This is a genomic window from Ruminiclostridium hungatei (assembly GCF_002051585.1).
Classification (GTDB): domain Bacteria; phylum Bacillota; class Clostridia; order Acetivibrionales; family DSM-1351; genus Ruminiclostridium; species Ruminiclostridium hungatei.
Window position 1 is genome coordinate 17,709 of record NZ_MZGX01000006.1, and the last position, 14,975, is coordinate 32,683.

10 protein-coding genes are annotated in these 14,975 nt (G+C 45.5%); all 10 read right to left on the bottom strand.

Features of this window, described 5'->3' with window-relative positions:
* Positions 1–97: 97 nt before the first annotated feature.
* The 10 genes from CLHUN_RS05640 to CLHUN_RS05685 all read right to left on the bottom strand — a co-directional run bounded on the left by CLHUN_RS05640 (position 98) and on the right by CLHUN_RS05685 (position 14,919).
* Positions 98–1,567: a salicylate synthase gene (locus tag CLHUN_RS05640; protein WP_242656445.1), complete on the bottom strand. Its 1,470-nt coding sequence runs from the start codon at positions 1,565–1,567 to the stop codon at positions 98–100.
* 19 nt (positions 1,568–1,586) lie between these two features.
* A complete protein-coding gene (locus CLHUN_RS05645; RefSeq protein WP_080063608.1) occupies positions 1,587–2,201 on the bottom strand; it encodes a TetR/AcrR family transcriptional regulator in 615 nt (204 codons plus the stop codon).
* Between the two features lie 97 nt (positions 2,202–2,298).
* Positions 2,299–3,081 carry an alpha/beta fold hydrolase gene (locus CLHUN_RS05650; RefSeq protein WP_080063609.1) on the bottom strand — a complete coding sequence of 261 codons (783 nt, stop codon included), beginning with the start codon at positions 3,079–3,081 and terminating at the stop codon, positions 2,299–2,301.
* A complete protein-coding gene (locus CLHUN_RS05655; protein WP_080063610.1) occupies positions 3,056–4,132 on the bottom strand; it encodes an NAD-dependent epimerase/dehydratase family protein in 1,077 nt (358 codons plus the stop codon). Before CLHUN_RS05655 ends, CLHUN_RS05650 begins: the two co-directional genes overlap by 26 nt.
* A gap of 60 nt (positions 4,133–4,192) precedes the next feature.
* Entirely contained in the window at positions 4,193–5,842 is a 1,650-nt protein-coding gene (locus tag CLHUN_RS05660) for a nickel ABC transporter substrate-binding protein (RefSeq protein WP_080063611.1), read from the bottom strand.
* A gap of 23 nt (positions 5,843–5,865) precedes the next feature.
* The gene (locus tag CLHUN_RS05665) at positions 5,866–6,672 is read right to left on the bottom strand and encodes an ABC transporter ATP-binding protein (RefSeq protein ID WP_479692022.1); all 807 of its coding nucleotides are present in this window, start codon (positions 6,670–6,672) and stop codon (positions 5,866–5,868) included.
* Positions 6,673–6,686: 14 nt separating this feature from the next.
* Positions 6,687–7,445, bottom strand: a complete 759-nt coding sequence (locus CLHUN_RS05670) for an ABC transporter ATP-binding protein (protein WP_080063612.1) — start codon at positions 7,443–7,445, stop codon at positions 6,687–6,689.
* A complete protein-coding gene (locus tag CLHUN_RS05675) occupies positions 7,435–8,253 on the bottom strand; it encodes an ABC transporter permease (protein ID WP_080063749.1) in 819 nt (272 codons plus the stop codon). The genes CLHUN_RS05670 and CLHUN_RS05675 overlap by 11 nt, the downstream gene beginning before the upstream one ends.
* Positions 8,254–8,337: 84 nt before the next feature.
* Positions 8,338–9,285, bottom strand: a complete 948-nt coding sequence (locus CLHUN_RS05680; protein ID WP_080063613.1) for an ABC transporter permease — start codon at positions 9,283–9,285, stop codon at positions 8,338–8,340.
* Between the two features lie 27 nt (positions 9,286–9,312).
* The gene (locus CLHUN_RS05685; protein ID WP_080063614.1) at positions 9,313–14,919 is read right to left on the bottom strand and encodes a non-ribosomal peptide synthetase; all 5,607 of its coding nucleotides are present in this window, start codon (positions 14,917–14,919) and stop codon (positions 9,313–9,315) included.
* Between the last annotated feature and the right edge of the window lie 56 nt (positions 14,920–14,975).

The following is a 14,975-nucleotide window of genomic DNA, read 5'->3' on the forward strand; positions in this document are numbered from 1 at the left end:
AATAACATAAGCGGCAGTTAGCATACGCTAACCACCACTTATATTATATAGGTTCTTTTCAGTTTTCTCAGCTCCCAAACGACGGCTTTGAATCCAATCAGACAGAAACATGCACATACTGCTGCTGAAGCTCTTTTACCAGTTGCCCCGATATGCAGCCCACCTTTTCCCGGGTTTCTGCCAGCTCTCTTTCCGGATTTGACATTTCAACAATTCCGGCACCTACCCTGACCCAGGCCCCTTCCTGATTCTGAAAGACACTTCTCAATACCAGTGCCGCGTCCAGAGTCCCATCCCAGTCATAAGTCATTACACTGCCGCTGTACAGGTTTCTCGGGTCCTTTTCAATCCTTCCGATTGCTTCAATGGCCTCTTTCTTAGGAATCCCGGAGGCAGTGACAGCAGGAAAAAGCTTGAAAAATGCATGCCAGGTGTTATTTCCCTCACAGAGCTTTCCTCTCAATCTGGAGCCCAGATGCTGTACCGTTCCCCGTTCAATGACCTTCATGAACTCCGTTACCACCACGGAATCCGGCACGCACACCTGTTCCAGCTCTTCATCCGCCAGCTTCACAGAAATCGCATGTTCTGCATTTTCTTTTGGGTCATTCAGAAGTTCTTCCCTCAAACTCTTGTCTGTCGTGGAATCCCCGGTCAAAGCCCTGGTTCCAGCCAGAGGAAAAGTATAAACAGTGCCGGAAGCATCTACTTCCGCAACGGTTTCGGGGCTGAAGCCGGCCACTTCCAGGTTGGAAAACCTGTACAGGTATGACCTTGCAGGAGTGTTTCCGCTCCTGCCGTGAATATAGGTTTTAAGCATATCAAGCCTGTTCAGCACAGGAATCTTTCTGGATAGGATGACCTTCTGGTATTCTCTGTCTTTTATCTCCTGTACTGCAAGCCTGACTATATCCATATAGTAATCCCGGTCAAAGGACAGCACTTCCTTCCCGTCATAATACGAAAAAGGCTCTTCTTTGCCGCAGCGCTCCGCCGCACTGCGCACATTGCTCTCCATGCTTTTTAAAGCTTCCTCGTTCAATGCACGCAGCAGTATTATATCCTTTTTGACCCTGTATTCCCTGTCCGGTATGACAAAATGAAGAAGCTCCTTTGCTTCTGCTCCCAGGTCCATTCCGTATATATGTCTTGCCAGGCCGAAGTTTGCTATTCCGTAAGCCCTCCAGCCATCAACATCCATTGACCTGAACACCTTGTCAATATCCTGTCTGAGCTCAGATACCCTTACGCTCTGTTTTGCATACTCACCTTGTATGACTATTTCCTCCGGTGAGGCAATTATTTCTTTATGAATTCCTATACCCACAGATACAACATCCTTGTTTTCATATAAATAGCAATTATCCCTTTCACCGCCGCATATATGGCCCGCAAGCTCATAAATGGCCATGCCGCTCCGGTTTGAAATGTATTTTTCATAGTATTTTTTCATTAATATTTCCATGCCTCCCATCTCGCACAAAACTCCATGAAAGTCACGGCATGGAATCGGTGCAACATTTTTATTTGCTTCAAAATTTCTTTCAACCTTAGTCCTCTCTTTCAAATCGACAGAAAATCCTGTCTTATATCAAAAACCTCTCCCAGCCCCCACTGTGAAATAAAATAAGCTTTTCCACATGCTCTCTGGCCTTTTCCCGGTCAAAGCCGTGTCTCACGGTCTCAAAAAAACCGTCAAAAAACGAACGGCTCATCATATGAATAAATTCCACGGTAACCTTGGGCAAATTCCTTATTTCAGAATCAATGGCAACCAGATACTTTTGGGTGTGCTCTGTCTCCAAAGCAGCAAGCTGCTCTATGAAGCTCTCGTAAACTGTTCCCTTGGAACAACAGACAATCAGATAGAATGCATCAAAGTTGTCATAAATGTAATCCAGCAGCTTATACGCAAAATTGCTGGAATTTTCTCCTCTCCCCTCCATCTGCTCCTCTTTGGGACATGCGGAGAAATTTTTCAGATACTCCTCTACAAGCCCCAGAGAATAGTCCACCTGCTCCTTGACAAAATACGAAAACAGCTCCTCCTTATCAGAAAACCTGGTATAAATGGAACGCGGACTTGTTTTTGCCTTCTCTGCAATCCTCCTTAAGGATGCCGCAATAAAGCCATAATTCATAAATTCCTCTTTTGCAGCCGCAATAATGTTTTCCGTTGCTTCTTCAACCCATAAAGCCATATTTTTCCCTCCTGATGAAAACAGCGTTTTAATCATTATACAGCTAAGGGTTGGCGGCAAACAAGCGGAAATACCATGGATAAAGTTTGATTCTCCTTTACTGCCCGCACATATATTTATTTATTATCCCTGTAATTAACCGGGGCTCCCTGCTCAAGGCCTCTGCATGACCCTTGTGAGGGAATTCATGTATATCCGGTGCTTTGAGGCATATTCGCTCCACCAGCGGAATGGAGTTTTTTGCATAAATTTCATTCCCTCCCAGCAGAATTCCCACCTTCATTCCCAATTTTTCACTTCTTTCCTTTATATCATAGCTGTAGGCAGCTAAAAATGCCCTGTACAAAGCCTCTTGAGTAATATCGGGAAATATCAGCGGCTGTAAAACATCAACATCATTATTTGACAGGTATCCCATATTTTCTTTGACCGGGGAGATAAGATGCTCACCGTTGATTATCTTTTTAAATTCCCCTGCCATAATGGCGGAATACTGCTCGGTCATTTCTCCCATGGACTCATATTGCCCGCTGTCCAGGATCAGCGTTGAAACACTTAGCTTGTTTTTCAGCGCAATTTCCAGAGCAATACTTGCTCCCAGTGAAATACCGTAAATAATGTCTATATCTCTGACAGCCCTTTGATTAAGTGAATGGATAATCTTATCTGCACTTTCCTCCACCGAGACCATAAATTCATCAGGCTCATGACAATGGCCCTCCAATTCGGCTATCAAAAGGCAGTACTTATCCCTTAAAGCATCTGCAATGCTTGCAAAGCAGGTCTCCCAATAAAACCCCGCACCATGAATCAACATTACTCTCCGTTTACAACTGTCTCCAATCATATGTATCCTAGATTTCCCCTTCATCGCACTCATCCTCACTCCTTTCCTGTGTTTCACAAATAGCCAGCCGCGCATTTAAGCCGTCCATATCTTCAATCAGGGCTTCACTGCTTATAATGTCCATTGCATAATAGATTCCATTTTTCAAAGGGGCGGACAGCAGGGACTTTACCGCGTATGCTGCAATAATAGCACTGATTTCACTGCTGCAGTCACTTGTCATTTCAGCCTTTCTGACTAATCTTTTATTACCGCTGAGGCCTTGACCTTCAATTTTAATATAAGTAAATTGCCGGCGGTCTTTCAAATTTCTCCTGAATATTTCTATTACTTCCCCAACTATCTCCCTGTAGCCCTCACCTCCGGATTTCAGTCTTATAACTGCCATCTGCAGCTTTTGTATTATTTCCTCCCCAAAGGAGGTGTTGTACCAGTTTGCTTTCTGAAGAGCATATTTTCTGGCTATCCTCTCAGTTTCTACTGTGAGATAGTTTTGAAATCTGTAGCCTTTGTTCCTGATGATTTCGAACCTTTCTCTTTCATCCCTCCTTAAATATCCATTGTCATAATAGTTCAAGGCCACCCCGAAGCCTGACAGGTTTGTCAGAATAAAGTCTTCAATTGCAGATTGGCTGGGCGTCTCTTCACTTACGCTCAGACCGCAGATTTTTTCAGGTATGTCAAAGGATTCACAGATATGGCGCATTAATAATCCGCTCATCCCCGGGAAATAACCGCTGGACAGTACAAAAACATTTTCCTCCTTTATATCAGATAATTTCGTCTCCAAAAATGCTTCCCCGGAGGGGTCTACATATGGAATACGGAGTTGGGAAGCAATTCTGGCCACTTTCTCACCGTTCAGGAAGGAGGCTCCTCCACAGTTCACAATGATGTCACACTGTCCGCAGAAATGCCTTACCGCTTCAGTATCTGCTATATCGACCCTGGTAAACACACAATTTTCAGAGGATTTCTCATATCTGGAATAATAGGAGGCTATAACAGGGTACTCCTTTTTTAAAACTTCCACTGTCCTTTTTCCTATCTCCCCCGTCCCGCCAAGAACCCCTACTCGTTTCATTTTTACCACATTTCCTTTCCACGCAGTTTTTACATGTTGTAAATACGGGTATTCCGGAAGCTATTTCATTTTAATATTCTGAACTGCCGTAAAATTTGCATCCCGGGTAAATTTATAATCTGCAATCCGGTCATTGAATAAAACCACCTGGTGGGTGTAATAAATGGGAGTATTGAGACAGTTATCAGCCATGGCGGTTAATATTGTACCGTATATCTCCCGGATTCTTTTTTCGTCCGCAGAGGAATTAACTTCGCTGACAAGCTGTGCTTTTCCGGGCAGGAAGCCTGCTGCTTGAGACATGACCGGGTCCATTGACTTATCCGGGTCCATATTGCTGATTACATTGGCCGGGTCATAGTAGCCGCCCTGTGTTTTAAAAACCGTCAAGCCATATTTACCTCCTGTTATCATTGCAAACCAATCCATCATGGGAGCAGCTTTTGGAGTCAATTCAATTCCTATCTTCTTTAGCTGGTCGCATATATAAACCGCCATATCGTCATCCGAGGCAGAGCCTGTTTGGTATAAGAAGTCTGCAGCCAGCCTGTTTCCATCCTTTTCCCTGACACCGTCCCCGTCGGTATCCCTGTATCCTGCCTTATCCAGCAGCACTTTTGCATTTTCCGGGTCAAAACCGTATACCTTTTGTTCCACATCGCAGAAGGGCAAGGCTTTTGAAAAAAAGGTGTCTGCTTTTTCATAAAGTCCGCCGTAGATGTTATCCACAATATTCTTTTTGTCAATTGCGGAAGCTATGGCTTCTCTCACTATCCTGTCCCCGAAAACCGGATGGCTCAGATTATAGCCTATGTAATAGGTTTGTGTGGCATTGGTATCCGCCTTTGCGCCAAAGCCCGCAGTGTTTTTCATCTCCAGGTAGCTTTCCGAAGAAATCTTGGAAATACCTGAAATAAAATCAATTTCTCCATTTTTCAGTGCAAGAATTTTGGCATCATTATCAGCCAGCACTTTAATGGAAAAGCTGTCAACCTGAGGCTGTTCTCCCCAATAGTAAGGATTTTTCACAAAATCATAGGTCTGCCCGTTTCCGTCTCCCTTGTACATGTATGGGCCGGTGCCGAAGGTTGCCGTATTGAAGCTGCCTTTCACCGTCAAATCCTCATTCAATTGTTCGCTTGAAACTATACCGAAAGGATTCGCCAGGCACAAATCCCTCAGAGTGCTGTAATAGGGCTGTGTCAGTTGCAATTCCACCGTGTGCTCCCCCGTTGCCTTCACATCGCTTATAATAGTTGAAAGTTTTCCGTAGGAACCGTTATATTGCCCCAGATTCACCGGAGTGGCCTTAAGGGATTTTACCACATCCTCAGCAGTCAGGTCGGAGCCGTCGGAAAATTTCACCCCCTTTCTTATATCAAAGGTATACACCTTTCCATCCTCGCTGACCGACCACTTTTCCGCCAGCGAGCCTGTGAGCTTTCCAGCTTCATCATACTGTACCAGCGTGTCATAGAAGCTGGTCAGATAATAGGTTATTCCATAGCCTCCCGACGAATTGGCAGGAGTTATGATTGTATAGAACGATTCAAAATTCCAGCTTTCAGGCAAATTGACATGTACCCCTCCAGCCGTCTTAATATTTGTTTCCTTTTCCCCGGCCCCGCCGTTTGCACTTTCCCTGCAGGCTCCCAGTGTAACTGCTATAATTACAGCCATTAATAATGTTATAATCCTTTTACCTGTCATTTCTATCCTCCATATCCTTCTTTTTAAACCAACTGATTTGTATTATTTCTCTGATATATGCCCAGAGGCTTATACCAGCTTGCTTTTAACAGAAGCTTACTGTACTCGTCTTTGAACACAGATATATCTCCTGAGAACCTTACCTTTTCCAGCAATTGTGAAGCCCTCATTACAAGGATTTCCTCCGCCACCGAGACGGCAAGCTCAATATCATGGGTAATAAATATTGCTGTAAAGCCCATGGAATCCTGAAGCAGGAGAATATCCTCCGTGATTTTTTTCCTCAGAGGCAGATCAAAGCCATTGGTTGCCTCATCAAATATCAGGCATTTGGGCTGCACAGCCAGGGCTCTGGCAATGGCAACCCTTTTCTGCTCTCCTCCCGAAAGTTCATCTGGATACCTTGAATAACAGTCTGCCGGTAAGCTGCATAATTCCATCAGCTCTTCACACCTCTTTCTTCTCAGGGCTTTGTTCATATGAAAAAAGCAGACCAGAGGTTCTTCAATGGACCTTCCCACCGTCATTTTGGGGTCCAGTGCAGAAAGAGAATTTTGCTGGATAAGCTGGACTTTTTTAAAGTGCTCCCTGGGACTTTTATTTTTCCCGTATACCGGGGTTTCTTCAACAAATACATTGCCGCCGCTTGGTTTTTGGAGTCCTGCCATCATCCTGGCAAGAGTGGTTTTGCCCGACCCCGATTCCCCTACTATCGCATACCGGCCCCCCTTTCTGAAACTTGTATTGAGGGGGGATACTGCCGTAAACTTATCCTTGGAAAAAAAGTTTCCCGAAAAAGCACAGCTCAGGTTTTTAAGTTCCATCATCATATGCCGCCTCCCTCCTAGACAGCCGCATTCAAAAAGTCTCTGGTGTATTCCTCCCTGGAGTTGTTCAGAATATCAGCCGTTCTGCCTGCTTCTATCACCCTGCCCTTATCCATTACAAGCATTTTGTCCGAATTTGCCGCAGCGCTCAAATCATGAGTGACAAACAGAATTGACATTCCCTGTTTACAGAGCTTTTTCAGTTCCCTCATCAGCTCTATTCTATTGCAGGCGTCAATTGCCGTGGTGGCCTCATCAGCCACCAGCATTTGAGGCTTATTTACAAGGGCGGTTGCAATCATGACCCTCTGCAGCATCCCTCCGGAAAGCTCAAAGGGATAACTTTTAAGGATCCTCTTTGTGTCTGTAAGTCCTAAACTATGCATTGCCTCTTCACACTTCGCTGTTATTTCAGCCCTGGGCAGCTTTGCATTATGCTTTTGATAGGTTTTTACCATTTGCCGTCCCACAGGTATGGATGGATTGAAAGCAGTCATGGGATTTTGCATGATAAAGCAAATCTCCTTTCCATAGATTTTCCGCACCTGCTCTTCAGGAGCATTCAAAAGCTCCGTATCGTTGAAGCAGACCGTGCCTTCCGCTTTAAAGTCAGCTCCCAGAAGTCCCATTATAGCTCTGCATACCGTGGTCTTCCCCGCTCCCGAGCTTCCGACTACGGCCAGCATCTCACCCTTCTCAATTTTGAAGGAAATCTCCTCCGTTACGCTTTCACCAGATGTAAATGATATTTTTAAATTCCTTACATTAAGTGGCATTTATTTCATCCTCCCTACCAATAAAATCCCTTAGCCCCTCTCCAAAAAGATTGAAGCCCGCACAGCATAGTACCAGGCAAATCCCCGGATAAATAATCAAGCCCGGATTTGTATAAATACTGTTTCTCGCCTCATTTAGCATGGCTCCCCATTCTGGAGTTCCAGCTATAAGTCCTATGCCCAGAAAGGCAAAGCTGGACACCGATATGATTGCCGAGGCTATTCCCGTTGTAAAATAAATCAAAAACTGCGGCAATACATTGGGAATCAAATGCTTCATCACAATCCGCAGTTCCGATGCACCCGCAAGCCTTGCCGACTCTATGTACTCTTTTCCGCATTCACTCCTTGCATAGGAACGTACCATTCTCATAAACCATGCGGACATTGAAATACTTATAGCTGCCAGAATACACAGCACAGAATTGTCTATGGAAGTAACCAGCGCCATTGCAATTACAATTAACGGAAATGCCATTAAAATGTCACAGAACAGCCCTGCAATCCTATCCGCTATGCCTCCCTTATAGCCGCAATAGCAGCCTGCAAACAGGGTGACTGCCGCAAGCAGAACCAGCACAGGCACCGACAAACCCATGGAATATCTCGCTCCGTATAGGATTCTTGAAAGCTCGCATCTGCCCATCTGGTCACAGCCTAAAGGAAATTCGGCTGAAGCTGCGGCATTTTTCCTGGAAAGGTCTGTGGCATTCGGATCATTTGGTGCTAAAACCGGAGCCCACAATGCAATCAGAATAAAAGCCGCTATCAGAGCCAATCCAACAACCATTGTCTTTTTTCTTTTCATATTGCTTCCCGGACTTCTTTTTACAATAGAAATATTGAACTTATGCATGGACCTGCTGCCTCCTTTTCAGATTTTTAACATTCTTCAGGCTTTTCGCCTGTACGCAGGGCATATGATGCCTGAAAGTATGTCGGCTGCAGTATTGAACAGTACAAACAGCACCGCACATATCAGTATTGAACCTGAAATGCTGTACACATCCATGCTTTCACAGGCTTCCATGAGATAATAGCCCAGGCCCCGTATGGAAAAAACACGTTCTACCAGGGCTGAGGTGCCGAAAAGTGCCGCACAGTATTGGGCAAATATTGTTATTGCCGCCGGCAAAGCATTTCTAAGGACTTCCCCATAAATAACCTGAGAATTGGAAAAGCCTCGCGCTCTTGCATAAACCACATAATCGCTTTTCAATTCATTTAATATGGAAGCCCTCAGCACCCTTACAGATATGCACATCACCGGAAATGCCATGGATATGGACGGCAAAATCAAGGCTTTCAGACTCCCGTCGAAAATAACCTTGAATACAGGTATCTCAACGGCAAAAGCGGTGAGCAGTATTAAGGCAAGCCAGAAGCTGGGAACACAGATTCCCAGGATACAGATTATCCGCATTGCATTGTCAAAAATGCCTCCCTTTAAGATGACCGAAAAGGCCGCTGTCAAAATTGTAAATACAGCCACCCAGAACATAGCCATACCGATAAGCATGCAGGTTGCAGGCAGCGCCTCCAGTATGTTTCCTATTACCGGCTTTTTGTTGGTAATGGCAGTCCCCAGGTCTCCTCTGAACACACCTTTTATGTAATCCGCGTATCTTTCCCCAAAAGGGGCATCAAGCCCCAATTCCTGTCTCACCGCCTGTATCTGTTCTTCAGTAGCAAAAACACTTTGCTTCCTGACAATGATTTCTGCCGGATCAGTTCCGGTAAAAAGCTGCAGGCAAAAGCTCAAAGTAACTACACCGAATATGACTGCGGCCAGTCCCAGCAACCTCTTTAAAAGTCCAATACCGAAACTGATCTTATGCATTTGGTTTTCCCTCTTTCCTGATATGTTTTATTCCCCTGTGCCATGACAGCCGCAGGCGGCGTCATGGCACAACTCCCTCTCTTGTGCCGGTATAAAATCCAGTATCTTATCAATGTTCTTTTTCAGGTTGGGTTCAATAATACAGTCAAAATGCTGTCCTGAAATAATGTCATACTTAAAGCTGCCCTTGATATAAGGACTCCAGGTTTCAAAATTTTCTCCGAAAAATTCCCGGTAGAAGCTGGCTCCCTGCTGTTCACAGGAAAATATCCTGACATTGCCGTAATAGGGCTTTGGCAGGTGACTTGCCACACACCCGAAATTTTGAGCAAATATGTGAAACAGCGTATTCAGCATTTTCCTCTCATGCTCCATTAAATCCGCATCATTTCTGTCTATTGTGGCATAGAGCTCATTGAGCCTCTCGGATATGGGCTTGACGGATAGTCTGCGGAACTCTTCCGCAACCTCCTTAAATTCCCCCTGCAGGTTGCATAAGGCCTCGGCGGTAACTTCACCGTCTCCCTCCTGCACGATGTACCTGATGCATCTTTCCAGGGTATCTTCGCTTGTTTTATAGCCTGCCTTGTATTCGTCGGCATTTATAAGCTTTGAGAAGGTTCTCTCCAGCAGCAGTTCATTTTCAAGGCTTGATTTCAGGGCTCTGTCATAGGCTTCGTCTGTCATTCCGCCAAAAGCCGTCATAGCCTTGTTCATTTGTATGGTGGCACTGATCAAGGTTACGTCTGACACACTGAGCCCGTATTCTCTCAGATATTCCGCAGCCTCCAGCGCTATGAGTCCCCCTACGCAATGGCCCATAAGTATGTAATTTGAATAGCCAAGCTGCTTCAGAATTCTGCCGTATTTTTTTCCCAGGAGCTTAAAGGTGTCCTGTGTCTCCATGGAAACATACTCGGCCTCATTCCCAAAGGAGAAACCCAATATGCTTTCATTTTCTCCGCTGGCTTTTTCAATATGGGAAAGCAAGGCGGTATATGCCGACAAAGTCCCCGTTCCCGCATGGAATAAAACCTTGGCCACAGATTTTTCATTGGGCTGGCTGCTGTTTTTAATCTGTATGAGAGAGGGGTCAATGAAACTGTCTTTTTCATTTTGGAATTTGTGTATTTTCATGGCAAGCTCTCGTACGGTGGGGGTCTGTATCATCTCTGTCAGCAGGGCGCTCCATTCCCAGTCCTTTGCCTCTTCAATTTCTTCTACGGTCTTTCCCACCACCTGGGCAATCAAAAGAGAATCACCTCCCACATTATAGAAGTTGTCGTCTCTTCCTATGGAGGCTGCTTTTAATTCTCTGCGCCATATTTCTGCTATCCGCTTCTCCAGATCTGTTTCGGGCATTTCCTTTTCGTCTCCCCCGATTGAAGAATTGGTCTCACTATTCTCCAGAAAGGCCCTTATTTTTTTCACATCTACTTTTCTATTTTCTGTAAGCGGCATTGTGGGCAGTATGACCAGGTTGCCCGGAATCATGTAGGAGGACAGGCTGTCCTTCAGATACTGCAGAATGTGATGCTTTTCCAGCTTTTCATATTCACTGCCGAACCTGGCAATATAGATTGTCTGACCGCACAAATCCAGTTTGCTGTCTTTGTGGGGGAATTGATAAACTATCTCCCCGTTATGCCTTTTAAGAATGCTCTCCCACTGGCCTCGTGAAAAGAAAGTCTCGTCTTCCCCCCGTTCGTCAAGAAACCCTGTCAAGCCGTCCTTGAATTCCATGGAGGTGAGAAGCATGTAGCTCATGCGGGTCTCCTCCAAAATTATCATGCTTCCGTTATCCGCCAGCAAATTACGCAGGTTTTCCATTACATGATGTATATCTGTGGAATTATGCAGGACGTTTGCGCACAGGATCAAATCAAAGGAGAAGGCCTCATAGCCCTGCAGTGCAAATTCCCTGTTAATATCAAAGATTCCGTATTTCACCCAGCCGTATTTTCCGAAGTTCTCCTGTGCCTTGTTTAAAAAGAAGGTGGACAGGTCAGTAAAGTGGTATTCCACATTATGGCCGTCCAGCGCGGGTATCAGATCGATGGAGGTCCCTCCTACTCCGGCTCCCACCTCCAGAATGCGGAATACCTTTTCCGGATGTTTTTCGTTGGATTTGCCGCATAAATAAAGGATTTCCTCCCTGGCTATGCCATTGTGCATGCTGTTGATTTTATTGTCGTGATATGCGGCCATTGCAGGCTTTACATCTCCCTTTGGAAACAAAAGGTTTAATGGATTTTCATTTCCCTGAATCATCTGGGGAAGCAATTCACTGGACTCCTTGAGATATTGGAGAAATTCCCTGCTGTAGTTGAAGGCCTCCTCTGTTTTATAAAAATCCTCCCAGAGAGCACTGGAATCAAAATTATGCTGATTTTCAACGAGCATGTAGGTTTCCTCCTGCTCCCTGAGAATTCCTTCCTGTGCCAGTACCTTCAGCCATCTTTTCGTCAGCTTGTGAAGCTTTTCCGGAATGTTCATCACCTGTGTCAGCTCACTAAAGCTGTGTGCCTTATGTAAATCCTTGAATATTCCATACCCTCTGAACACATTATAGATATCACTGATAACCACCAGCTCCGACTTTCTGGTCCAGATTTCCAGCAGATTTTCATCGATGCTGCCGGCATGGGATTTTCCCGCAGAATTCAGCATTTCCAGCTCCTGGGCGTCAATTTCCGCTTCCATGGAGCCGCTCTTTCTTTTAGGCGAGACTGCGGCACTGATTTTCAATTCGTCAGGGGGTGTTCCCACCGTCAGGGCAGCCGCTGAATCTATTTGGGGATATTCCAATAAGGAAGCCCTTATTTCAGCCAGTTCTATCCTGTGTCCGTGTATTTTTACCTGCTCGTCACCGGCCTCCCTGCCTTTGAAGATAATCATGCCATCCCTTCTGTAGCAGCCCCTGTCACCGGTTCTGTAGATTCTTTCTCCTGTTCCGGGCAGAGTAAGGTACTTTTCCGAATTCAAGACGGCATCATTGAGGTAGCCTGCTGACAAGCCGTCTCCTCCGATATACAGATTACCGTCTACATAATCCGGGCAAGGCTGCAGATATTTATTCAGCACATGGAATTTTTGATTTGCCATGGGCCTGCCGTAGGGTACACTTTTTTCAAAGGTTTCATTCCTTTGTATATCATAATAAACGGACCATATGGACGCTTCGGTAGCACCGCCCTTGCTCACTGCCGAAATATTTGGGAAAAGGTTGTATATCCTGTCAGGCAGATTTGCAGGTATCCAGTCACCTGATAATATGGACAGACGCAGGAAGGTGCTTTTTCTTATGCCCTCCGCCGACTCCAGATAATTGACTATCATCTGGGTCTGTGCAGGTACTGTGTTCAACACGCTCACCCTGTGAAGCAGTATCAGATCGTATAAATATTTGGGGTCCTTAATGCCGGACGGATTTGGCAATACAAGAGTACCGCCAACCAGAAGACAACTGAAGAGATCAAATACCGAAAGGTCAAAAGACAGGTTTGCCAGCCCCAGGAACACATCCTCCCGGCTGATGCCGTACCGCTCATTCACATCCAGGATTGTATTCATTGCCGCCCTGTGTGAAATAATAACCCCCTTGGGTTCGCCGGTGGTCCCCGAGGTGAAAATGATATAGGCCGGACGGTCATAGTCCCTGTCCCGTTCAAAGCGGCTTAAATCTCCGTCGCCCGGTTGAAGGCCTCTCACATTGACATTGTGGCAGCACTGCTGCAATTCCGGCTCCTCCTGCTCAGACAGCAGAACCCTGATGCCGGCGGTGTTTATTATTTTTTTCTTTCTTGCAGCAGGCTGCTTTGCATCAATGGGCACATATGTGGCTTTCATCAGCAGTACAGCCATTACCGCCGCCACCTGCCACTCATTTTTATCAATATTTATCCCTATGTTGTCTCCTGCTGTGACACCTTCTGCTTTTAAGGCCTCGGCAACACAACGCACATATTTTGCCAATGCCCCGTAGGTAAATTCGCTGTCATCGGTTATAAGGGCAGTTTTGTTGGGGAAAGCTCCAAGCGACTCCAGGAACCCCTCCTCCAGCATGAGCGGTGCGAAATATTTACCTGTATCGTTGATGCGTTTTCTCACAGCCAACGTGTCCCGGGGCAGGCTCACCGGATGCAGCCGGGAAAGCACCCTGCCCGCGTTCTCCTTGCAAATGGAGAATATCAAGCCGGAAAAACTTTCAAACATATCATTTATCATATGTTCTTCAAAAACACCTTCTCTGACATCCCAGTTTATTTTTGCGCCTCCGTTTTCATCCGATACCTGGCAATCAATATATACCTGGGGGGTCTGGCTTATCTTGTACTCAATGCTCCTTCTGACTGTGGCGTCATTTTCACCTGCCAGTCCCACGGTACTTGTAAACACCACAGGAATGATGACATTCTTTTTTCTTTCCTTGGTCAGCTTCCTTAATACTTCAACACCCGAAAGAGCATTGTGTTCCAAATCGGCCCAGAGGTCCTCCTGTATTGTTTTTGCCCTTTCAAGGAAGGTCCTTTGAAAATCCAGCTTCACCGACAAGACATTGACATCTGTGAAATCACCCACAACCCGGTCTATATCCTCAACAACCCGTGGCCTGTTGAAAAAGGTGGTGTTTATGCAGAAGCTCTCATTTGAAGACCACAGTGAAACCACTTCCGCCAGTGCGGACAGCACAAGCACCGTTGGGGTAATCTGGCTGTCTTTTGCAACACCGCATAGTTTGTTCCATTTCTCACCATCGAGAAATATTCTCTTCTGGGAGAATTCATGCCCTGTGAGCCCTGATTTCTTAAGCACCGGCAGCTCAGGAGCCTCCCCCATTTCCGGCAGCTTATTCTCCCAGTATTCCAGAGCATTTTGCCGTTTCCTGCTGTTCAGGAGCTTCAGATTATTCTGGTAGCTTACAATATCCCTGTATAAGGTTGAGTATATTATGGGCATATCCGGCTTTCTGTAGAACTCTTCCAGATCATTTAAAATAATGTTCATACTCAGAAAGTCTGCAATCAGCATATCCAGTGAAAAATGGACAATACTTCTTCCGTCCTCCACACTCAAAGCCACATCACACATGGGCCATTCTCCAAGCTTATACTGCTTGTTGGCAAGCTGTGACCTGAGCCTTTCCTTTTCCCGGCTGCTCTCTTCAGACTTCTCACGCAGGTCTGCAAAAGTGATTTTTACATGGGGGACAGTTTCCTGAACAATCTGGCAGCCTGCATCAAATATGACCGCCCTGAGCATGTCATGCTTCCGGATTACTTTATTCCAGGCAGTTTCAAGTCCATTTACGTCCAGTATTTCATCAAATACCACTTCCAGGTAGCCGTGGCAGCCTACTCCCCCCAATTCATACATTTTGTTTCTTCCAATAACATAAGAACTTTGAATATCTGTCAGCGGGAATTCTTCAAACCTTGCCGCAGTATTATTGGTGAACATGGTATTGTTTGTCGCTTCCAGGTATTTCAAAAGCTCCGCCTTATTATCCTTCAGGCTTTCTCTTATTTCTTCGGTCACTGCGCCTTTAGGAGCCTTGAATTTCACTGCTTCCCCTTCGCTCCACATAACAATTTCTTTTTCTGAGAGTTCCTCAATTAATTTCCTGATATCCATATTTCATCTCCTTTCAAATGACACTCAAGTATTTTTCGCCGGTATAGCGGTTGATT